Source organism: Azospirillum argentinense, assembly GCF_000632475.1.
GTDB lineage: Bacteria > Pseudomonadota > Alphaproteobacteria > Azospirillales > Azospirillaceae > Azospirillum > Azospirillum baldaniorum.
On sequence record NZ_CP007794.1, the window covers coordinates 1289663 to 1309708 of the forward strand.

Here is a 20046-nt window from a genome sequence, read left to right on the forward strand (position 1 = left end):
CGCTCACAACTCGACGACCGGCGCGAACCCGCCGAAGATCAGCCGCTTGCCGTCGAAGGGCATCGGATTTTTCTCCGCGCTGAACCGCTCGTCGGTCTTCATCAGCTCTTCCATCCGCTTCATGGCGGCGTCCCGCGTGGCCTTGTCCGGCCATTCGATCCAGGAGAAGACGACCGTCTCGTCCTCCGTCGCCTGCACGGCCCGGCGGAAATCGGTGAGCTTGCCGTTGGGCACGTCGTCGCCCCAGCATTCGAGGACGCGCGTCGCGCCGAGTTCCTTGAACACGCTGTCGGCCTTGTTCGCGTGGTCGATGAAGGCCTGCTTGTTGGCCGTCGGAACCGCAATGACGAACCCGTCGATGTAAGACATGTCTCCCCTCCCCTTGCTTGTTTGAAGTTTCGGCCCCGTCCGTCAGGGCGCCGCCGCGTCCGGCCCTTTCGCGCCGGTATGGTTCAGCATCCAGGGCGTGCCGAAGCGGTCGGTGACCATGGCGAAGCGCTTGGCCCAGAAGGTCTCGCCCGGCGGCATCTCCACGGACCGGGCGTCCTTCGCCAGCACGGCGAAGATACGGTCGAACTCGGCGAGCGACGGCGGGGCGATCTGCACCCGGAATCCCTGCGGCTTGCTGTACATGCTGTCCGGCGAGTCGGACGCCATCACCGTGGTCGCCCCCAGCTTCACCATCATGTTCATCACGAGGTGATCGCCGCCGGGCATGCGGCTGTCCGCATCCGGGGCGTCGCCGTTGCGGAACACGTAGACGACCTCGCCGCCGAGGGTTTCGGCGTAGTGGGTCATCGCCTCCAGGCAGGTCCCGTTGAAGAACAGGTAGATCGTCGGTTCCATGCTGTCGTTTCCTCCCGGTCAGACTGTTCTTGGGTCAGAGCGTCTTGGCGAGGGCTTCGAGCTGGTCGGTCGCTTTGCCCCAGCCTTCGTGGAAGCCCATCTTTTCGTGCTCGTCGCGCGCCTCGGCGCTCCAGTGCATGGCGCGCGCGGTGTAGAGGGTCTGGCCGCCGCCCGCGTCCTCGAACCGCACGTCGGCGGTCATGAAGGCCCGGCCCGACGGCCGCCAGCCGGGGCGGAAAGCGTCGGTGAAGACCAGACGCCGCCCCTCCTCCACGTCGAGGAAGACGCCGGGCTCGCCGAAGGATTCGCCGTTCGGACCGTTCATCAGCGTGAAGAACTCGCCGCCCGGCCGCAGGTCCATCCGTGCCTCGGACACGAACCAGGGCTTGGGGCAGAACCACTGTTTCAGCAGCTCGGGTTCGGTCCAGCAGCGCCACAGCGCGCCGCGCGGCGCGTCGAGGCTGCGGGTCAGAACGAGGTCGCGCTCACCTTCCGTCATGGGGATTCCCTTTCGAACGGGTCTGTGAAAAGAGCAGCGTGAGGTAGCGTTTCAGGTGATCGACGCTCTCCAGCGCGTCCTCGCGCCCGCCGGTCGCCTTGGCGAGGATGAAGGCGCCCTGGAGCACGGCCTGGGTGTGCCGCGCGAGGCTTGCCGGGGTCCAGTCGGCCGCGATCCCGCGCGCCGCCATGGCCGCCGCGATGTCCGGTTCGAGCGTCGCCGCGTGGCCGAAGATGCTGGCGGCGCAGGCGTCGCGGATCGCCGGATAAGACCCGTAGACCTCCTGCGTCATGGTCCCGACGAGGCAGGTGAATTCGGCGGGATCGCCGTCGATGATCGCCTTGCGGAACTCGACATAGCCGAACAGCCGATCGAGCGGGTCGTCGAGCCGGTGGTACGGCGCGTTCGCGAAGAAGGCCGAGGTGGTTTCCGCCCAATAGGCGGCGGCGGCGACACCGAGCGCTTCCTTGGTTTCGAAATGATGGAAGAACGCGCCCTTGGTGACCCCCGCCACCTTACAGAGATCATCGACGGAGGTCGCCGCGAAGCCCTTGGCCCGGATGACGTCCCGCGCCGCTTCGAGGAGCCGGATGCGGGCATCGCCGCGTTCGGGGTGATGTTTGGCAGGTCTCGGCATGGGTGAAACATACCGGTCAGTTGGTATGTACGTCAAGTGCGTTTCGGTTCACGGATTAACGGGAGGTTATTTGGCGAATTCTCCTTTCACCAATTTCTCCAGCTATAAATAGAGCTCTAAATTTAGGCGATAGCGAGAACGCCTTTTGAGGGAAACTACACAGCCAACAATTTTTCTATACTATAATCATCCGACACATCTTCTACACAACGAACGGAATAGCAAAGTAACTTGCAATTATTTATTTGTTTATTTCGCGCTCCAAATACATATCTATGTCGTTTATGTTAAAAATGATTTAATTAATTTTATATAATATAATATTACTGCGCAACAAATTCCTGATTGAATTAACAATCAATTAACGATAAAGATAGAACATAAATATGATGATGCGATCATTCGAAATCTAATGCTTAGATATCGAAGAAGCACCTCCTGAAACGCCTTTTGTAAATTTCGTAGACGAAGGAGATCGATATGATTGTCTCCGATCTATCGGGAGCCACAAGCGCAGCAAAGACGATCCCGGCCACGCCCCCGCCCGGCGCCGCGTCAACAAGAAACGATGGCGCTCAGGCCTTCAGCCGCGCAGGCTCTCAACAAGATTCCATTGTCCTCAGCCCTCTCGCCTCGGAATTGAAGGGAGACTCCCTTAAGGTCTTCTCACAGCTTTCAACCGAGGATCGGAGCAAACTTGGAAACTTGGTTTCCTCCGGAGCGATGAGCGCGCGGGACCTGGGACTTGCTCTGTCCAGTCATTTGAAGCAACAACGCGCCAACACATTCTGGGGGAAGGCATCCGATGCCGTCGAATCCCTCTCAGGCCGTGCATCCGGAACGCCCGGCCCGCTTGACATTTCGGCAGAGCAGATGAGTCAGACCGCCGCGCGGCGCAGCGCGATCAAAAACAGCGGCATGACCGGCGCTCAGGAAATCGCCGCGATGCAGCAAATGCAAAGCGAAATCTTCGGCAAGAATGCCGAGGGCTCTGCAGAATTCGAAGCCGCCAAAAAATCCTTTGGAAATGTTAGCACTCCGTACTTTATGAACGCTGGCGATGAGCGCTACGTGCAGAGTGATGAAGAACGCCAAGCCGGACAACGGCTAAACGAGCTTGGCTTCAAATCGGAAAAATTCGAATCCGCCATCAAGATGTTGGCCGAAGCGGACGTGAACAATCATGCGAAAGAAAACGAAAAGATCCTTGATAAAATCAAATCCGGATCGGCGTGGTGACACGGATTGAGAGAGCGAGCATGGGCAAGGCTGCCACCTCATGCCGCCCCCCCTGCAAGGCGCTACCGACATAGCCCTCTCGATCCGTGCCAACGCATTGATCTGCCGGATGTCACGGTTGGACAATAACGGACGCGATCATCGTCCGGCTGTATCACGCGCTCAGCAACGGCCCCGTACGCCGCAGCGTCGACCCCGCCACCTTGGCGATCCGCTTGCCCGCCAGGGTGAAGCGGGTCGCGCTGTGGGCGTAGAGCACGCCCGCCGATTCGCTGCGCACCTGGGTCATCTCGCCGGTCAGCGGGTCGAGGATGTCGGCGACCACGGCGCCGGCCTCCACGCGGTCACCCGCCTTGTGGTGGAAGACGACCACACCGCCCACCGGGGCGGTCAGGGGTTCGGAGGATTCCAGCGGGGTCGGGGCGCACAGCGGCTCCGGCAGGGCCGGAGGCTCGCCGGACAGGACGCCGGCATGGGTGAGGAAGCCGGCGATCGCCTGGGCGTCCGCTTCGCCCTGGGCGTGTTCCACGTCGGCCTGCCCGCGCAGTTCCACGGTCACGGAATGGCAGCCGAAGGGGATCGGGCGGTCGGGCCAGCGCTTGGCAAGCTCGTTCCAGGGGCGGCTGACCGCCTCGTCGAAGGGGTCGCCGCCGGATTCCTCGGCCAGGAAGACCGCCCGCGCCCCGAGAAGCCGTTGCAACGGGGCGAAGGCCTCTGCCGAGGGCGTCAGGGTGTAGAGGTGCATCACCGCTTCCAGGTCGCAATGCAGGTCCAGCACCCAATCGGCCTGGAGCGCCAGGTCCAGAAGACGGTGCTTCATGTGCTCCGTCTCGGTGCGCGGGGTGCGTTCGGCCAGGGACTCGGCCAGGGCGGCGCGGATGGCGGCCTTGTTGGCCTCGCCGTCGTCGGTCAGGCGGTCGGCCACGCGCTCGGCCACCGCCTCGGTCAGGTGGGGGTAGTCGCGGTTGAAGTTCTTGCCATCGTCCTGGTCGAAGCGGCCCAGGTGATGGTCCATCAGCGACTGGCCCAGACCCACCGGGTTGGCGACCGGGACGAGGATGACCTCGCCGGCGATCCGCCCCTCGGCCTCCAGCTTGGTCAGGATGCGGCGCAGCTTGTCGGCCACCAGCATCGCCGGGATCTCGTCGGCGTGCAGCGACGCCTGGATGTAGGCGCAGGGCCGCGCGCCCGCCGTGCCGAAGCGCTGGACGGTCAGGGTCCGCCGGGTGCCGGGGGTGGCGGACGGGAGGTCGATGATGGCGCTGTGCATGGCGGATCGCTGCCGGATAAATGAGAAGCCCGCCCCCACCGTGGCGAAGGCTGGGGCGGGCCGCAAGCGCCTTTTGCGCTGGGCTGTCGCGTCAAGATCCCCTCTCCCCCCCTGGGGAGAGGGCTGGGGTGAGGGGGTTGTGCTTTTGCCGGACGTACCGCCATGCGCACGGAGGAGTAGTAAAAGGGCTGAATGCCATGCCCGGGGCTTTTACGGAACCGTGGTTCCCGTCAGGACGGCGTCGAACTGCTCCAGCGCCCAATCGACCTGCTCGCGGGTGATGACCAGCGGCGGGGCGATGCGGATGGTGTGGTCGTGGGTGTCCTTCGCCAGGACGCCGCGCGCCCGCAGCGCCTCGCAATAGCGGCGCGCTCCGCCCGCCTCCGGGTGAAGCTCCACCGCCAGCATCAGGCCGCGCCCGCGCGCCTCGCGAATCACGTTGCTGCGGATGGCGCCGAGCTGCTCCAGGAAATAGGCGCCCTGGGTGGCGGCGTTGTCGATCATGCCCTCCTCCACCAGCACCCGCATGGCGGCGCGGGCGACGGCGCAGGCCAGCGGGTTGCCGCCGAAGGTGCTGCCGTGCTGGCCGGGCTTCAGCACGCCCAGCACCTCGGAGTTCGACAGCACCGCCGACACCGGGTAGAAGCCGCCGGACAGCGCCTTGCCGATCAGGGTGACGTCCGCCTCCACCCCCTCATGCTCCTCGGCCAGAAGCTTGCCGGTGCGGCCCAGCCCGGTCTGGATCTCGTCCAGGATCATCACGACGTTGCGCTCCGTGCACAGGTCGCGCACCCGGCGCAGATAGCCGGCGGGCGGGATGACCACGCCGGCCTCGCCCTGGATCGGCTCCAGCAGAATGGCCACCGTGTTGGGGGTCAGCGCCGCCTCCAGCGCCGCCGCGTCGCCGAAGGGCACGGTGCGGAAACCCGGCGTGAAAGGGCCGAAGCCGCCGCGGGCGTCCGGGTCGGTGCTGAAGCTGACGATGGAGATGGTGCGGCCGTGAAAATTGTCCGAGCAGACGATGATCTCCGCCTGGTTCTCCGGCACGCCGCGCACCTCGTAGCCCCACTTGCGCACCGTCTTGATCGCCGATTCCACCGCCTCCGCCCCGCTGTTCATCGGCAGGATCTTGTGCGAGCCGGTCAGCGCCGCCAGCTCCTCGTAGAACAGCGCGAGCTGGTCGTTGCGGAAGGCGCGGGAGGTCAGCGTCAGCTTCGACGCCTGTTGCACCATCGCCTCCAGAATCTTCGGGTGGCAATGGCCCTGATTGACGGCGGAATAGGCCGACAGGCAGTCGAGATAGCGGTTGCCTTCGGTGTCCCAGACATACACGCCCTCGCCGCGCGCCAGCACGACGTCCAGCGGCTTGTAATTGTGGGCGCCCAGGCGGTGTTCGGTCCCGATCAGGTCGGCGGCGTGCTGAAGCATGGCGTTCTCTCCGGGGTTTGTTTCTTATCAGAACGTCAGACGGCTTGGCCGCCGATCTGCGACTGGGTGACGGCGGGGTCGATGATGCGACGCCCGAACAGGCTGGCCACCAGATCGACCAGCAGGAGGGCGCTCTTGCCCCGCTCATCCAGGAAGGGGTTCAGCTCCACCACGTCCAGCGAGCCGACGACGCCGGCGTCGTGCAGCATCTCCATGATCAGATGCGCCTCGCGGTAGGTCGCCCCGCCCAGCACCGCCGTTCCCACCGCGGGGGCGATGGCGGGGTCGAGGAAATCCACGTCCAGGCTGACATGCAGATGGCCGCCGGCCTGCCGCACCCGCTCGATGATGCGGCGCATGTGGACGCCGACCCCGTGCTCGTCGATCAGCCGCATGTCCACCACGTCCACCCCGCGGGCGCGCAGCAGGCGCCGCTCGCCGGGGTCGAGGGAGCGGATGCCGAACAGATGCACATGCGCCGGGTTCACGGTGGCCCGCTGCTCCGGCGGGAAGACGTCGTCGAAGCCGTCCTCCCCGCACAGCAGGGCCACCGGCATCCCGTGCATGTTGCCGGACGGCGAGGTGTGGGGGGTGTTGAAGTCGCCGTGCGCGTCCAGCCACAGCACGAACAGCGGCTTGCCGGCCTCCCGGCAATGGCGGGCCACCCCGGTGACGGAGCCCATGGACAGGCTGTGGTCGCCGCCCAGGAAGACCGGCACCCCGCCCGCTTGCATCATGGCGTAGGAGCGGTCGGCCAGAGCCCGCGACCAGGCGGTGATCTCCGCCAGACGGGCCGTGGCGGCGTCGCCATCGCTCCAGGGGTCGGGCGTCAGGTCACCAAGGTCGCGAACCTCGTGCCCCAGTTCGCGCAGGGCGCGGACCAGCCCCGCCGTGCGCAGCGCCGCCGGCCCCATCAGGGCGCCGGGATGGCCGGCCCCCGCCTCGATGGGAACGCCGATGATCTCCACGAAGCGCTGATCGTCCCGATCCGCCGACGCCATGCCGTCCCTCTCCCTGTGCGATCGTGCCTCCCATGACTATCGGGGGCGGCACCGGCGGCAGAAAGACGGAAAAGTGCCAACGAACGGCGGCGTTTTTGACAGTTTGGCAAGCCCGACTTATCATTTTGGCATGGACGACCTGGACCACCGCCTGCTGGGCCTGCTGCGCGCCGACGCGCGCCAGCCCGTCGCCGGCCTCGCCGCCGCGCTGAAAGTGTCGCGCGCGACCGTCCGCGCCCGCATCGACCGTCTGGTCGAGAGCGGGGTCATCGCCGGCTTCACGGTGCTGCTGCGCAAGGATCTGCGGCCCGCCATGGTCCGGGCCATCACGATGATCGAGGTGGAGGGCCGCGCCGCCGAGACGGTGATCGCCCGCCTGCACGGTTTTCCGGAGGTGCGGACGGTCTACACCACCAACGGACGCTGGGACGTCGTCGCTGAAATCGAAACGGAGTCGCTGGAGGCCTTCGACGACACGCTGCGCCGCGTCCGGCAGATCGCCGGCATCGCCTCCACCGAGACCAGCATCCTGCTCTCCGCCCGCAAGGCGGTGCTGTAGCCTACCCGCCGAGACTGGCCAGGGCGCCGCCCAGAAGCGGCTGGCCGAACAGCGCGCCCAGCGCGAAGCCGACGATCAGCCCGACCGCCGCGGCGACCAGCGCCCGGCCGCCGCCGCCCTTCGGCGCCTCAGCCCCCGCGCCGCGCCCGTTGTTGCCGCCCGTGGACTCGTCGCCCTCGTCCGGCGCCGCCGCGCGGCGGGCGGTGTAGGAGGAGTCGGTGTCGGCGTGCCACGCGCGGATGCGGTCCTGCGCCGGCTTCAGCTGCTCGTCGGTCGGGGAGGAGCCGCGGCCGTGGACGATCTCCCAGCCCAGCGCCAGGAAGCGCGTGGTCGTCCGCCCCTCCGGGCTGAAGATCGCGGCGGGCATCCGGCGGTAGGTCGCCTTCACCACGTCCACGTCGTAGGGGATCGCCGTGCGGAACATCAGCTCCGGGAATTCGGAGCGCAGCAGGGTCAGCGATTCGCGCCCGACTTCGTCGTTGGTGATCGACAGCATCAGGATGCCGGCCACCGACAGGTTGGGGTTCATGCCCTTCTGGATGTGCTCGACCACCGACAGGGTGCGCTTCAGCCCGTCCAGCGCGTAGCGCCCCGGAAAGACGGGAAGCACCAGCCGGTCCGACGCCGCCAGCGCGCCCGCCGCCAGATGGCCGAGCGCCGGCGGGCAGTCGATCACCACGTAATCCGGCGGGTTGCGCGAGAAGTGCAGCGCCTTGCGCAGGCCGCGCTGCGACCCGCCGCGGGCGTCCAGCGCGTGTTCCAGCGAATAGAGCTTCCGCGCGCCGACGATCATCGACAGCCCGTCGAAGCTGGTCGGGGTGATGGCGTCCTCGACGAAGGTGTCCTGGCTCAGCAGGTCGTTGATGCCGACGCGCGCCTTCTCCCGCAGCAGGAAGTTGCTGGTGGCGCTGCTCTGCGGGTCGAAGTCGATCAGGACGACGCTCTTGCCCAGCGCGGCCAGCGCCAGGGCGAGGTTGACGGAGGTGGTCGTCTTGCCGACGCCGCCCTTCTGGTTGTACACCGCCAGGATGGTCGGCTGCCGCGTCTCCGGCGCGTCGAAGACGTCTTCGTGGCTGGTCATGTCCATTCCGCTTCGTCGTTTCGCGGGTGTTCGTCCTGCGGGCCAAGAGCCGCCGAAAGCGGCGCACTATACGCATTGGAACGCGCCGGTGTCTTCCCGCAGATGCGCCGGTGTCCCGAAAGGTAACAGGTTCAGCGTGCCTTGAAGGCCGCCAACTGGCCGGGCAGCGGCGCCATGGTTAGGCGGACGCGCACGATCTCCCACCGCCCGGTGGCGTCGGGAGGCACGCCGTCGCAGGGGCGGCGGTCGAGAATGTCGAAGGACAGACTCGACAGGCCGTCCTCCTCCGGGATCGTACCGCCGGCCCAATTGGCCTGGAACACCCGCTTGTTGACCCGTGAAATGGGCGAGGCCGAGGCGTCGGGGTTGAAGCCCTCGTTGTCGTGGTCCAGCGGCTCGAACCGGCCGGGCCGCCGCGCGGTCGGGATGCGGCGGGAGCGGATGCGCAGCGACAGGTCGAAATCCTCATAGCCCCAGCCCCAATAGGCGTTGGAATAGCCGTCGATGCGCCGGAACACGTCGTTGGGCATCAGCAGGACGCCGCCCATCGTGCTCTCCAGGTCGGTGGTCACCGTCTGGTCCGAGCGGCCGGGCGCCACCGGCCGCTGCTCCGCCCCGAAGGACAGGATGGGGGTCGGCCGGTCGACCCAGGAGTAATCGGCGTCGATGGGCAGATAGTCGATGTCGTGCAGGCAGGTGTAGCCGCTCTCCGCCTCGCCCAGCAGGAAGCCGACATTCTTGATGGCGCCCCGGTTGAAGGGCAGCCCGGCCTCCTGCTCGACGATGGTGACGCGGTAGTCGATGGGATCGGCAAGCGTTGCGAAGTAAGCGCCGACCCGCGGCACGAAGTCCCGCAGATGGGCCGCGCGGTCGCGGTAGGGCACGACGATGTGAAGCCGCCGGTCCGTGGTCGTCATCGCGGGTCTCCTGCCGGTGCGAAGCGTTGCCAGATCGCCCGATAGGCGTCCTCCAGATCGCGGGCGAAGCGGTCCCCGTCGAACAGCGGGCTGGCCGTCCGCGCCGCCGCCAGCCGCGCCTTCAGCCCGGCCAGCCGTGCCAGATCGCGGGCGAGGTCCAGGGCCAGCGCCTCATAGACCGCCGGCGAGTCCGTGACCAGCTCCGGCAGCCCGACCGTGTCGAGCAGGCTGGCCGCCACCCGCCCGGCGAAGGTCCCGCCGCGGCAGGTCACCACCGGAAGTCCGGTCCACAGCGCGTCGCTGGCCGTGGTGTGGGCGTTGTAGGGCAGCGTGTCGAGGAACAGGTCGGCCAGCCGGTGCCGCGCCAGATGTTCCGCCAGGGGGCGCGGCGGCGCGAAGACGAGGCGTTCCGGTGCTACCCCGCGGGCCGCCGCCTCGCGCCGCAGGTTGCCGGCCACCAGCGGGTTGCCGGCGTAGAGCCACAGCACGCTCCCCGGCACGGCGCGCAGCAGCCGCGCCCAGACGTCGAACACAGCGGGCGTCAGCTTGTAGGGGCTGTTGAAACAGCAGAAGACGAAGCCGTCCTCCGGAAGGCCACAGTCGGCACGCGACGGCGTGCGCTCGGCGATGGCGCGGTGGCGGTCGTTGGGCTGGTAGCAGTGGGGGAGCCGCACCACCGCCTCGCTGTAGAACCCCTCCTCGCCCGGCGGGATGGTCACCGCGTCGGCCAGGATCACGTCGATGAAGTCCGCCCCCATGGTGCCGGGATAGCCCAGCCAGTTCACCTGCACCGGGGCTGGCCGCGCCGCCAGGATCGCCGTGCGGGCGAAGGCCGTGTAGCCCTTCAGGTCCACCAGGATGTCGATGCCGTCGGCGGCGATGGCTTGCGCGGCGTCGCGGTCGGAGCGGTCGCGCAGATCCACGAAACGCTCGACCGCCGCGGTCAGGCGGCGGCGCATCGGGCTGCCGTCGTCGATGCCGGTGGAATAGGCGGTGACGGCGAAGCGCCTGCGGTCATGCCGCTCCAGAAGCTCCGCCATAAGATAGGCGGTGGCGTGCTCGTGGAAGTCGGCGGAGAGGTAGCCGATGCGCAGGCGCCCATCACCCGAGACCGTGGGCCGCGCCACGGCCGGCACGCCATGCGCCTTCTGCCGCGCCCAGCGCTCCGCCGCCGCCTGCTGGTCCGCCGGGGTCGTGTCCACCGCCAGGAGACCGAAGGGCGGCACGCCCAGCGCCCCGGCGCGCATCCGCCCGATCAGGTCGCGCTCCAGGGCCGGCAGGTCGCGCCAGTCGCAGGCGTGCCGCTGCTGCTGCACCAGCTGCGCCAGCGCCGGGTTGTAGGCGGGGGAGAGCCGGCGGACGCGGCGGAGGGCATCGATGGACGGCGCAACCCGGTCGGCCAGAGTCGCGGCGGCGGCGAGATCCTCCCACCCCGCCGGGTCGCCGGGATCGAGGGCCACCGCCCGGCGCAGCGCGTCGAGCGCGGCCTCCGGCCGCAAGGCGCCGGTCAGCGTCTGGCCGAGAACCCGCCACGCCGCGCCATGCTCCGGATGGCGCCCGATCGCGCCGCGCAGCACCGCCAGGGCGCCCGCCGTGTCGTGCAGGCCGCACAGTTCCACCGCCAGATCGACCGCCGCCAGGGAGTCTGGCTGGAGCCGGATAACCGTCCGGTACTCGGCCACCGCCTCCTCCCGCCGGCCGGCGGCGGCCAGCGCGTTGGCATGGTTGTGGCGCGGGGCGGGATCGTCCGGCGCCAGCCGCACCGCCACCGCACTCGCCCGCACCGCCTCGCCCCGGCGGCCCGTCGCGTGGGCAGCGTTGCCCAGCAGCATCCAGCCGTTCCGGTCCGCCGGGTTCAGCGCCGCCATGCGTCCGCCGATCCGCCACGCCTCGTCCGGGCGTCCGGCGGCCAAGGCGAGGCCGCCGAGATTGTTCAGGGAAACGGCGTGCTCCGGGTTGCGCGCCAGCGCCGCGCGGTAGGCGGATTCGGCCTCGGCGGTCCGGCCCAGAGCGTCCAGCGCGACCGCCAGATTCTTCCAGGTGCCGGCGTCCTCCGGCTGGTGGCGCAGGGCCTCGCGGTAGGCCGCCTCCGCCGCGCCGGGGCGGCCCTGCTCCTGAAGCGCCACGCCCAGATTGTTCCACACCGCGCCCACCCCTGGGCAGGCCGCCAGGACGGCGCGGTAATGCGGCTCCGCCTCCGCCGGGCGCCCTTGGGCATGAAGGGACAGCGCCACCCCGTAATGGGCGTCGGGGGAGTCGGGCGCCAGCTTCAGCGCCGCCGCATAGACCGCCCCCGCCGGGCCCCATTGCGACAGCCCGGCCAGCAGACTGCCGAAATCCAGATAGACCTCCGCGTCCTTGTGCAGCGCCAACGCCTGTTGGAACAGCGCCATGGCCTCGTGGACGCGGCCCTCGCGTTGGGCGGCGACGGCCTGCCGGTGCAGTGCTGCGGCCCGTTCGGCGGTTTCGGAAAGGCCCATGCGCCCTCTCAGTCCCGCTGGCGGGTGTGCAGCAGGATGCGCGGGATCTCCGGCGGGCGCCGATCATCGCCCCATTGCGAGATGTCGGGGATCGTGCTCACCCCACGGCGGCGGGCCAGCAGGCTAAGGATGCTCTGGTCGTGCCGGTGGTCGCGGAACTCCGGGTAGTTCGGCTTGCCGCACTCGTTCGGCGCGTCGGTGAGGATACGCTCGTCCTGGGCGAAGCGCAGCCATTCGGAGACGAAGGCGATGGTTTCCGGCGTCCGTTCGCAGACGATGAAACTCGCCAGGATCTGGGTGGCGTCGGTGTATTCGGGCCGGTCCAGCCGCATGAAATGGAAGCAATCGCGCTTGGTCCAGCCGCGGTTCTTGAATTCGTCCTGCAGCGTGAACAGCAGGATGGGCAGGTCGCGCCGCTCCCGGCACCGCTCAATCACCGGGTCGGCGCGGTGCACGAAATGGGCGCCGCTGTCGCAGTAGAACAGCACGTCGCCGTCCTTCAGATGGTCGCGCAGCAGGGTCCAGATGGCCCAGGGCTTCCACAGCCAATAGCCCGCGCCACGCGGCTGGTCGAGGATGAAGCGGTTGCGCTCGACGAAGGCCGGGTCGATGTGGCTTCGGCCCAGCATGGCGACGGAGTCGAAGCCGCCGATGTCCATCCCGCTCCGCGCGTTGCGCTTCTGCGCCGCCAGAAAGGCCCCGTCCGCGTAATTCAGCAGCACCCGCGCCATCGGCTCCCCCTCCCCCCAGCCCTTACAGCCGGCTCTCGATCCAGTCGGCGAGGCGGTAGGCGTCGAAATAAAACTCCTCCGTCCCCAGGAAGGGCGCCACGGCGCGGTGGGCGCAATAGGCGTCGTAATCGTCGTCCACCGCAAGGATGTGGTCCACCGCCTCCTCGTCCGTGGCGAAGCGCGACACGTCGATGAAGCTGCCGACCGCCACCTCGCGCTCCAGGTCGGGATCACCCCAATAGAGCGGCACCGCCCCGGCCTGGAAGACGTCCAGGATCTTTTCCGTCAGATAGCCGGGATGGCTGGCGTTCTCGAAGGCGAAGGCGAAACGGTAGCGTTCGAAGACGCGGATCTTCGACAGCCAGCCCATCTTGACGACGCTGCCGGTGTTGTTCAGGTGCCAGCCCACCGAATCGACGCGCCGCCGCCCGTCCAGCACCGGGAAGAAGCGGTTGCGGCGCTCCCCGTTCGGGTTCTTGTAGAGGAAGGCGCAGAAGCCGCGCTCCGCGAAGGCCGCCCGCGTCGGCGGCACCGGCGGCAGGACCGGCGAACAGAAATGCGGCACCGCCCCCTCCCGCATGTGCTCGTAGGCGTGCATGACGTAGAGCGGCAGGCGGTAATGGCGCGGGTCGTCGACGCGGTCGAAGGACACCGCCATGTCGAAGCCGTCCAACGGCGGGCGCACGTTCTCCCCGGTGAAGAACAGGGTGCGGCGGCTGCGCGCCTCGCGGTGCCGCCCGCCGAAGACCGACACGATGGCGAGGTCGCTGTCGTCCTCGACCACCGACAGGTCGAAGCGGCTGGACAGGATCTCGATGAAGAAGTTCGTGCCCTTGTCGAACTCCGGCCAGAAGTCGTGGAAGGCCAGCTTCAGCCGCGGTTTGCCGCCGCGCCGGCCGCGGTACGGGCCGTGCAGCAGGAAGCGGTCGAGCCGCTCGGGATCGCCGCCCGGCTTCGCCAGGAATTCCTCAAGAAACGCGCTTGTCCGCTGATCGAGCATCCCGCCATCCGCGCCGGATCGTTGCGCGACGCACGATACGGTCGCCGCGGCGGGAACGCCACCCCTTCCGCGCGCTCGCCCGGCCGGGTGACGCGGCGCGGACAACAAAAAACGCCCCGCGGATGACGGAGCGTTTGAAACACCACAACCCCTTGAGGGGAAGAAGTGGTGCCCAGGGACGGAGTCGAACCGCCGACACGGGGATTTTCAGTCCCCTGCTCTACCAACTGAGCTACCTGGGCACCGAGGCCGCGGTGGAGACCGCGGCGCGTCGAGGCGCGCTTTGTAGGCAAATTCGCCGGGCCTGTCCAGCCCTAAAATGCAGAAATCCGCCGCCCCGTCACTCCCGCTCGTCGGCCTCCTCGGCGTCCGGGCGGTCGGGGCTTTCGATGCGGTAGACGCCGCCCAGCCAGCGCGACAAATCCACGTCGGCGCAGCGCTTGGAGCAGAAGGGCTTGGTCTCCTCCACCGCCGGGCGGCCGCAGATCGGGCAGGCTTTTTCAACAGGCTTTTGGTTGTCGTTCATCGCTCAATCCTCCGCCGCGGCCGTGCGGACGGTTCCCAGCAATTCGGCCAGGGCCGTGCCGCGCCGGGCGCGGGTCATCTCCACCAGACCCAGCTTGGACAGGCCATAGACCTGGGTCTGCGCCGGGTCGTCCTCCACCGCGCGGGACAGGGCGTTCAGCAGCCGTTCGGCGTCGCCCCGGTTGCGCATGTTGACGAAATCGACGACGACGATCCCCCCGGCGTTGCGCAGGCGCAGTTGCCGGGCGATCTCCGCCGCCGCCTCCAGATTGACATCCAGCGGGTTGCCACGCTCCCCCGCGTTGACGTCTACCACGGTCATCGCCTCGGTCCGCTCGATGACCAGCGACCCGCCGCCGGACAGCGGCACCCGCGTGCCGAGCAACGTTTCGATTTCAGCGTCGAGGTCGCGCAGGTCGAACAGCCGTTGCCGGCCGCCCCCTGTTCGATCAGGGCACGGCGCGGCAAGAAGCCGGGCGTCGAAGGGCTCCACCCGCTCCTCCAGGTCCGGTGCACGGTCGGCGCACCAGTCGGCGAGGTCGCGGGCCAGGGCCACGTCGTCCACGATGATCCGCGACGGAGCGGTTGCCCCATGCTCGATCAGGGCGCGGCGCGGCGCGTCGGGACCGGTCAGCAGCAAGGAGGGGCCGCCGCCCCGCTCCGCCGCGTCGCGGATGGACCGCCACGCCAGATGCAGCGCGTCCGACTCCGCAGCCAGCAGCCCGTCCGGCGCGGTGGCGGCGCCCGCCCGGACGATCCAGCCGGCGCCGGGGGCGATGTCCTGGATGCGGCGGGCCAGTTCGGTGCGCTCCGGCCCGCTGCCCAGCCGCTTCGACACCGCCACATCGCGTCCCAGCGGCGCGTGCACCAGGAAGCGGCCCGGCAGGGTGATGTCCATGGTCAGGGACGGCCCCTTGGACCCGGTGGCGTCGGCCTTCACCTGCACCAGCACGGTCTGGCCGGTGCGCAGCAGGTTGCCGATCCGCTCGCCCTTGGCCTTCGGGCGCCCCTGCGGCCCGCGGGCGTCCAGCGCGGAGAGCAGGCCCGACTTTCCGGTGCCGAGATCGACGAAGGCACCGTCCAGCCCCGTCGCGATGCGCTCCACCCGGCCGAGGAACACATGCCCCAGCAGGGAGGGACGCTCGGCATGGTCGATATAGAGGTCGGTCAGCCGGCCGCCGGTCAGCACGGCGGCCCGCGTCAGCGGACCGTCGCGGTCGATGAGGATGTCCGATCCGGTACCGCCCGCCGGGCCACTCACGGCAGTGGGAACCCCGCGCCGCGCAGCAGCGCCGCCACTTCGAACAGGGGCAGCCCGACCACGTTGCTGTAGGAGCCGCCGATCCAGCGCACGTGGGCCGCCGCCCGGCCCTGGATCGCGTAGCCGCCGGCCTTGCCCTGCCATTCGCCGGAGGCGATGTAGGACTCGGTCTCCTCGTGGGACAGCGACTTGAAGGTCACGTCGGTGCGCACCAGCCGGTCCGACCGGCGCAGCGCCTCCCCGTCGCCGGTGGGCGACAGCAGCACGACCCCGCCGAACACCCGGTGCCGCCGCCCGGACAGCAGGCCGAGGCAGGCGCGCGCCTGTTTCTCCTCCTCCGCCTTGGGCAGGATGCGGCGGCCGCAGGCGACCACCGTGTCGGCGGCCAGCACGAAGGCGCCGGGATGGCGCGCGGCCACGGCGGCGGCCTTCTCGCCGGCCAGACGCAGCGCGTGCTGGGGCGGAAGCTCCCGCGGCAGGGGCGATTCGTCGATGTCTGCTGGGTCGACCGCGTCGGGCACCACGCCGATCTGGCGCAACAGGTCGAGCCGGCGGGGCGAGGCGGACGCCAGCACGAGCCGGTGGGTGGTTTCGGTGCTCATAACGCGGGGAGGATGGCCGACGGTGGAAACCGGTTCAACGCGGAAAACCGGTTCAATCACTTGAACCGGAACGTGATCCGGCCCTTGGTCAGGTCGTAGGGCGTCATCTCGACATTGACGCGGTCACCGGCCAGCACGCGGATGCGGTTCTTGCGCATCTTGCCGGAGGTGTGCGCCAGCACTTCATGCTCGTTGTCGAGCTTCACACGGAACATCGCGTTCGGCAGCAGCTCGACGACGGTTCCGGAGAACTCGATCAGATCTTCCTTAGCCATAGCCCCTTAAGTCCGTAACAGTTTCGAGGCAATAACTGACCTCCCGAAGCCGCCCGGTCAAGGGGGATTCCACCGGGGGCGGTGAGCCTCCGGCGTGGGGGTTGGCCAAAGCCTTCCAGATGGGACGGAAACAGCCGGCGGTTCAGCCGAGCGGGTTTCCGTCGCCGTTTTCATACTCCCCCGCGCCGTCCGCGTCCATGCCCGCGGTGCCGCCAAGCGCCGCCGACTGGAAAGAACTGAGCGGCGACGGGCCGCCATCGAGCCGGACGCGGGGTTCCGCGGCCTGCGCGATGCGTTCGAACATCTCTTTCTGGTCGGTGTCCATGCGGCGCGTCAGCCGCGCGACGGCTTCCGACGCCGTCAGCTCCCGGCCCGACGCGCGGTCGTAGAACAGGCCGCGGTTGCTCCGCGCCGCAGAGGGCAGAAGCTCCGCCGCGGCGGCCCTGGGCGACGACTCGGCGGCGCGGATCAGCTTGGCCGCCCCGCCCACGCCCAGCACATAGGCGATGCGGCTCTCGGTCTCCGACACCGGCCGCTTCAGCCGCTCCTCCAGCCGGTCGCGCCCTTCGGACAGGTAGCGCGCGGCCATCCCGGCGGAGAGGTCGACGTCATGGCGCAGCGCCAGGATCTGACGCCGCACCGCCGGGTCCTTGACCGAGGGAATGCCGTTGCGGCTCTGGATCGCGCTCGCCAGCTCCCCCTGGCCGTAGGCGGCGCCATGGCGGCGGAACAGGTCCAGCCACGTGCGCTCCAGGAACTGAAACGGGCCGGCGGCGGAGCTGGAGCGGTTGCGGGCCGCCGGATCCAGCCCGCTTTCCTGCGTCGCCTGGGCGAGAATGGCGGTGAAGCTGTGGCCCGACAGGCCGGCGACCTGCTGGGCCGCCAGAACCACCTGCCCGGCGGCCGGGCTGTTCGCCAGGGCGGCGCCGATCACCGTCGACTGGGCGACCGCCGTCGCGGCGGCCTCGGGCTTGCGGGCGGGAAACGGCACGCGGGTCCCGTCGGCGAGCTGGATCGGCGCCTCCGGCTTCGTGGCCGGCAGGGGCGGCACCTTCTGTCCGTTGGCCAGCCGCCCGCGGGGGACCGGCTGGGCGTCCGCCAGCGCGCTTTGGAACGATCCACCCGTCGCGGCGCCGGTGGCGGACGGCGACGCGGGAACATCCGGCTTGCGCTCGGGAATCGGGGCGAGTGGAGGCAGCGCGACCTTCATGGAACACCGGAACCGTCAGACCGGAACCGCCATCGCGGAATCCTTCGGCGCAGCTTTAGCACAAAAGCCTTAATTTTTCTTAATCATTGGCCCGGATCGGCACGGAGGACTCAATCGACCGGCGTGCCGGCCCTGTGGGTGGGTCCGGCGTCGACCGCCGTGCGCCGCCCCTCGCCGTTCCAATAATCGACGGCAGCCAGAAGGCGGTTCTTCTCCAAGGGTTTGGCCAGATGATCGTCCATCCCGGCCTGGCGGCAGCGCTCCACCTCCACGGCCAGCACTCCCGCCGACAGGGCCAGGATCGGGATGCGGCCCAGCGCGCCGGGAAGCGCCCGGATGCGCCGCGTCGCCTCCAGCCCGTCCATCACCGGCATCTGCACATCCATCAGGACGAGATCGTAGGTGCGCTCCTGCACCGCAGCCACGGCGGCGGCGCCGTCCGGCACCGCGTCCACATGGTGCCCGGCGCGGGTCAGCATGGCGATGACCAGATCGCGGTTCATCGCCAGATCCTCGGCCAGCAGGATCCGCGCGCCGCGGCTGGACGGCTCGTGATCGTGCAGGCCGCCGCCGTCATGGTCGTCCCGTTCCGGGGCGCTGGCGGGCTTCAGCGGCAGGCTGAACCAGAAGGTGCTGCCGACGCCGGGACGGCTCTCCACGCCGATCTCGCCGCCCATCAACTCCACCAGACGGTGGCAGATGGCCAGCCCCAGCCCGGTGCCACCACGCCCGCGGTCGAGCTGGCTGAAGCGCTGGAACAGCTCGCGCTGGCGGTCCTCGGGCACGCCGATGCCGGTGTCGCTGACGGTGAAGGTGTAGCGGCGGGGGCCGGACTCGTCGCCCATCGCCTTGACGGTCAGGAGGACGCTGCCCGTATCGGTGAATTTCACCGCGTTGCCCAACAGGTTCAGCAGGATCTGGCGCACCCGGTCGGGATCGCCCAGCACATAGCCGCGCGCCGCCGCGGAGACGGAGGTGTGGATCTCCAGCCCCTTCTGCTCGGCGGCCAGCCGCACGATGGCCTGGCAGCGGTCGGCCAGATCGTCCAACCGGAATGGCACGCAGACCAGATCGAGCTTGCCCGCCTCCAGCTTCGACAGGTCCAGCACGTCGTTGATGACGGTCAGCAGGGAGCGCCCGGCTTCCCGCACCTGGGAGGCGTAGCGCCGCTGCTCCGCCGTCAGCGGCGTTTCCAGGAGCATGTCGGCGAAGCCGATCACGCCATTCATCGGCGTGCGGATCTCGTGGCTCATGGTCGCCAGGAAGTCCTCCTTGGCACGGCTGCCGGCGCGGGCCTCCTCCATGGCGGCGCGCAGTTCCTGCTCACGCCGCTTCAACCGCCCCGACATGTCGTTGAAGGCGTTGGCCACCAGCCGGATTTCGTCGGGCGCGCCGCGGGCCTCCACCACGGTCCCGACGTCGCCGGCGCCGATCCGGGTCGCCGCCTGGCTGAGGACTCGCATCCAGCGCAGGACCGAGGCGTGGAGCAACGACCACAGCGCCGCCACGCTGAGCAGCCCGGCGATGCCGAGCAGGACCAGCCCGCGCAGCAGGTCGCGCTGGGCATCCGCCACGATCGGCCCGGTCGGCATGCCCACGGCGAAGACGGTGTCGGTTTCCGGGGAGTGGCGGAAGGCCCAGATTCGGTTCAGCCCATCGGCGCTTTCGCCCTCGAACGCGCCGCTGCCTTCGGCCAGCATGCGGCGGATGTGCGGGTAATCCGCCATGCTGCGCCCGACCCAGCCTTCCGGATCGGGCTGGCGCGCGATCACCACCCCGTGGCGATCCAGCACCAGGATTCGCGCGTCGTCCTGCCGCGTCACCTTCACGAGATCGGTCAGCCAGGCGAGATCGATGGCGACGCCCAGCACCCGCTCGATCTCACCGTTCACCAGAACCGGCTGCACCGCCAGGATCAGCGGCTTTCCCGACCGCTTGCCGATCACCACCTCGCTCAGCACGAAGGATTTGGTGTCCAGCGCCCGCTGGAAATACTCGCGCTCGCGCAGGCTCATCCCGGAGCCGGGGCCGGTGGTGTCGCAAATGAGAAGGCCGTTCGGGTCGGTCACCCACACGCCGGTCGTCCAGCGGTGCTGCCGCGGCATCGGCGCCAGCGTGGCGACGCAGGCGTCGGTGTTGCCGTGGGCGGCGTCGCGGACCGCCGGCACCAGGGCAAGGACGCCCAGCAGGTTCCGCGCCTCGCCGATCAGGTCGCGCTGCCGCTCCACCCCGTCCTCGGTCAGGTGCCGGGCCAGTTCCCGGGCGCTGCTCAGGCGCTGGTCGAGCTGCTGGTCGAAGAAGTACAGCGCCCCGGCCAGCGGCAGGGCCAGGGACATCAGCACGACGCCCATCAGACGCAGCCGGAGACTCCGCAGGCCGGTGGTACGAAACAGGCGGGACGGCAGACCGGCGAGCATCAGGCGGGGAACCTCTCAGGGACCGCTAAAGTCTAGGGGGAGGCGCGCATGCCATTCGATGATTCATC

The 20046-nt window shown here is 69.0% G+C and carries 20 protein-coding genes and 1 tRNA gene; 2 read left to right on the forward strand and 19 right to left on the reverse strand.

Annotated elements, in window-relative coordinates; all coding sequences use genetic code 11:
* Positions 1–3: 3 nt before the first annotated feature.
* Genes ABAZ39_RS20020 through ABAZ39_RS20035 form a run of 4 tightly spaced genes read right to left on the reverse strand, consistent with a single transcriptional unit; the run spans position 4 to position 1982 of the window.
* Positions 4–369, reverse strand: a complete 366-nt coding sequence (locus tag ABAZ39_RS20020; RefSeq protein ID WP_040134526.1) for a DUF1428 domain-containing protein — start codon at positions 367–369, stop codon at positions 4–6.
* 42 nt (positions 370–411) lie between these two features.
* Positions 412–846 (reverse strand): VOC family protein, encoded by a 435-nt coding sequence (locus ABAZ39_RS20025; RefSeq protein ID WP_040134527.1) that lies wholly within the window; start codon positions 844–846, stop codon positions 412–414.
* 34 nt (positions 847–880) lie between these two features.
* Positions 881–1345 (reverse strand): SRPBCC family protein, encoded by a 465-nt coding sequence (locus tag ABAZ39_RS20030; protein ID WP_040134528.1) that lies wholly within the window; start codon positions 1343–1345, stop codon positions 881–883.
* Entirely contained in the window at positions 1332–1982 is a 651-nt protein-coding gene (locus tag ABAZ39_RS20035; protein WP_040134529.1) for a TetR/AcrR family transcriptional regulator, read from the reverse strand. The genes ABAZ39_RS20030 and ABAZ39_RS20035 overlap by 14 nt, the downstream gene beginning before the upstream one ends.
* Before the next feature lie 480 nt (positions 1983–2462).
* On the opposite strand from ABAZ39_RS20035, the gene ABAZ39_RS37040 reads away from it, so the two are divergent.
* A complete protein-coding gene (locus tag ABAZ39_RS37040; RefSeq protein WP_247881662.1) occupies positions 2463–3221 on the forward strand; it encodes a hypothetical protein in 759 nt (252 codons plus the stop codon).
* Positions 3222–3375: 154 nt separating this feature from the next.
* On the opposite strand, the gene ABAZ39_RS20045 is transcribed toward ABAZ39_RS37040, so the two are convergent.
* The 3 genes from ABAZ39_RS20045 to rocF form a co-directional block, all read right to left on the reverse strand.
* Positions 3376–4491, reverse strand: coding sequence for a M14 family metallopeptidase (locus ABAZ39_RS20045; RefSeq protein WP_040134531.1), 1116 nt, complete (start codon positions 4489–4491; stop codon positions 3376–3378).
* 210 nt (positions 4492–4701) lie between these two features.
* Positions 4702–5919: an ornithine--oxo-acid transaminase gene (gene rocD, locus ABAZ39_RS20050; RefSeq protein ID WP_040134532.1), complete on the reverse strand. Its 1218-nt coding sequence runs from the start codon at positions 5917–5919 to the stop codon at positions 4702–4704.
* Between the two features lie 35 nt (positions 5920–5954).
* The gene (rocF, locus tag ABAZ39_RS20055) at positions 5955–6920 is read right to left on the reverse strand and encodes an arginase (protein WP_040134533.1); all 966 of its coding nucleotides are present in this window, start codon (positions 6918–6920) and stop codon (positions 5955–5957) included.
* A 130-nt stretch (positions 6921–7050) separates the two neighbouring features.
* Here rocF and ABAZ39_RS20060 point away from each other — a divergent pair, with 130 nt between their 5' ends.
* Positions 7051–7479, forward strand: coding sequence for an Lrp/AsnC family transcriptional regulator (locus ABAZ39_RS20060; protein WP_014198205.1), 429 nt, complete (start codon positions 7051–7053; stop codon positions 7477–7479).
* Position 7480: 1 nt separating this feature from the next.
* On the opposite strand, the gene ABAZ39_RS20065 is transcribed toward ABAZ39_RS20060, so the two are convergent.
* From ABAZ39_RS20065 to ABAZ39_RS20120, 12 genes are all read right to left on the reverse strand, one after another.
* Entirely contained in the window at positions 7481–8560 is a 1080-nt protein-coding gene (locus ABAZ39_RS20065; protein WP_247881663.1) for a ParA family protein, read from the reverse strand.
* Positions 8561–8691: 131 nt separating this feature from the next.
* A complete protein-coding gene (locus tag ABAZ39_RS20070; RefSeq protein ID WP_040134535.1) occupies positions 8692–9477 on the reverse strand; it encodes a galactosyltransferase-related protein in 786 nt (261 codons plus the stop codon).
* Complete coding sequence (locus ABAZ39_RS20075) at positions 9474–11957, reverse strand: tetratricopeptide repeat protein (protein WP_040134536.1); 2484 nt, start codon at positions 11955–11957, stop codon at positions 9474–9476. The genes ABAZ39_RS20070 and ABAZ39_RS20075 overlap by 4 nt, the downstream gene beginning before the upstream one ends.
* Positions 11958–11965: 8 nt before the next feature.
* The gene (locus ABAZ39_RS20080; RefSeq protein ID WP_040134537.1) at positions 11966–12688 is read right to left on the reverse strand and encodes a hypothetical protein; all 723 of its coding nucleotides are present in this window, start codon (positions 12686–12688) and stop codon (positions 11966–11968) included.
* A 22-nt stretch (positions 12689–12710) separates the two neighbouring features.
* The gene (locus tag ABAZ39_RS20085) at positions 12711–13688 is read right to left on the reverse strand and encodes a glycosyltransferase family 10 domain-containing protein (protein ID WP_040134538.1); all 978 of its coding nucleotides are present in this window, start codon (positions 13686–13688) and stop codon (positions 12711–12713) included.
* Between the two features lie 166 nt (positions 13689–13854).
* Positions 13855–13930, reverse strand: a tRNA-Phe gene (locus tag ABAZ39_RS20090).
* 98 nt (positions 13931–14028) lie between these two features.
* Positions 14029–14214, reverse strand: a complete 186-nt coding sequence (gene yacG, locus ABAZ39_RS20095; protein WP_040134539.1) for a DNA gyrase inhibitor YacG — start codon at positions 14212–14214, stop codon at positions 14029–14031.
* Positions 14215–14217: 3 nt separating this feature from the next.
* The gene (locus tag ABAZ39_RS20100) at positions 14218–15474 is read right to left on the reverse strand and encodes a ribonuclease E/G (RefSeq protein WP_040134540.1); all 1257 of its coding nucleotides are present in this window, start codon (positions 15472–15474) and stop codon (positions 14218–14220) included.
* Complete coding sequence (locus ABAZ39_RS20105; protein WP_040134541.1) at positions 15471–16076, reverse strand: Maf family protein; 606 nt, start codon at positions 16074–16076, stop codon at positions 15471–15473. Before ABAZ39_RS20105 ends, ABAZ39_RS20100 begins: the two co-directional genes overlap by 4 nt.
* Before the next feature lie 56 nt (positions 16077–16132).
* On the reverse strand, positions 16133–16351 hold the full coding sequence (gene infA / locus ABAZ39_RS20110; RefSeq protein ID WP_014198195.1) for a translation initiation factor IF-1: 219 nt from the start codon (positions 16349–16351) through the stop codon (positions 16133–16135).
* Positions 16352–16493: 142 nt separating this feature from the next.
* The gene (locus ABAZ39_RS20115) at positions 16494–17561 is read right to left on the reverse strand and encodes a lysozyme family protein (protein ID WP_040134542.1); all 1068 of its coding nucleotides are present in this window, start codon (positions 17559–17561) and stop codon (positions 16494–16496) included.
* A gap of 110 nt (positions 17562–17671) precedes the next feature.
* Positions 17672–19978: a hybrid sensor histidine kinase/response regulator gene (locus ABAZ39_RS20120; RefSeq protein WP_040134543.1), complete on the reverse strand. Its 2307-nt coding sequence runs from the start codon at positions 19976–19978 to the stop codon at positions 17672–17674.
* Positions 19979–20046 lie beyond the last annotated feature (68 nt).

Coding starts and splice junctions, on each gene's coding strand:
- ABAZ39_RS20115 (WP_040134542.1), bottom strand. CDS start 17,561: ATGAAGGTCGCGCTGCCTCCACTCGCCCCGATTCCCGAGCGCAAGCCG.
- rocF (WP_040134533.1), bottom strand. CDS start 6,920: ATGGCGTCGGCGGATCGGGACGATCAGCGCTTCGTGGAGATCATCGGC.
- ABAZ39_RS20075 (WP_040134536.1), bottom strand. CDS start 11,957: ATGGGCCTTTCCGAAACCGCCGAACGGGCCGCAGCACTGCACCGGCAG.
- ABAZ39_RS20070 (WP_040134535.1), bottom strand. CDS start 9,477: ATGACGACCACGGACCGGCGGCTTCACATCGTCGTGCCCTACCGCGAC.
- rocD (WP_040134532.1), bottom strand. CDS start 5,919: ATGCTTCAGCACGCCGCCGACCTGATCGGGACCGAACACCGCCTGGGC.
- ABAZ39_RS20065 (WP_247881663.1), bottom strand. CDS start 8,560: ATGACCAGCCACGAAGACGTCTTCGACGCGCCGGAGACGCGGCAGCCG.
- ABAZ39_RS20030 (WP_040134528.1), bottom strand. CDS start 1,345: ATGACGGAAGGTGAGCGCGACCTCGTTCTGACCCGCAGCCTCGACGCG.
- ABAZ39_RS20020 (WP_040134526.1), bottom strand. CDS start 369: ATGTCTTACATCGACGGGTTCGTCATTGCGGTTCCGACGGCCAACAAG.
- ABAZ39_RS20120 (WP_040134543.1), bottom strand. CDS start 19,978: ATGCTCGCCGGTCTGCCGTCCCGCCTGTTTCGTACCACCGGCCTGCGG.
- ABAZ39_RS20105 (WP_040134541.1), bottom strand. CDS start 16,076: ATGAGCACCGAAACCACCCACCGGCTCGTGCTGGCGTCCGCCTCGCCC.
- ABAZ39_RS20080 (WP_040134537.1), bottom strand. CDS start 12,688: ATGGCGCGGGTGCTGCTGAATTACGCGGACGGGGCCTTTCTGGCGGCG.
- ABAZ39_RS20085 (WP_040134538.1), bottom strand. CDS start 13,688: ATGCTCGATCAGCGGACAAGCGCGTTTCTTGAGGAATTCCTGGCGAAG.
- ABAZ39_RS20035 (WP_040134529.1), bottom strand. CDS start 1,982: ATGCCGAGACCTGCCAAACATCACCCCGAACGCGGCGATGCCCGCATC.
- ABAZ39_RS20060 (WP_014198205.1), top strand. CDS start 7,051: ATGGACGACCTGGACCACCGCCTGCTGGGCCTGCTGCGCGCCGACGCG.
- infA (WP_014198195.1), bottom strand. CDS start 16,351: ATGGCTAAGGAAGATCTGATCGAGTTCTCCGGAACCGTCGTCGAGCTG.
- ABAZ39_RS37040 (WP_247881662.1), top strand. CDS start 2,463: ATGATTGTCTCCGATCTATCGGGAGCCACAAGCGCAGCAAAGACGATC.
- ABAZ39_RS20025 (WP_040134527.1), bottom strand. CDS start 846: ATGGAACCGACGATCTACCTGTTCTTCAACGGGACCTGCCTGGAGGCG.
- ABAZ39_RS20045 (WP_040134531.1), bottom strand. CDS start 4,491: ATGCACAGCGCCATCATCGACCTCCCGTCCGCCACCCCCGGCACCCGG.
- yacG (WP_040134539.1), bottom strand. CDS start 14,214: ATGAACGACAACCAAAAGCCTGTTGAAAAAGCCTGCCCGATCTGCGGC.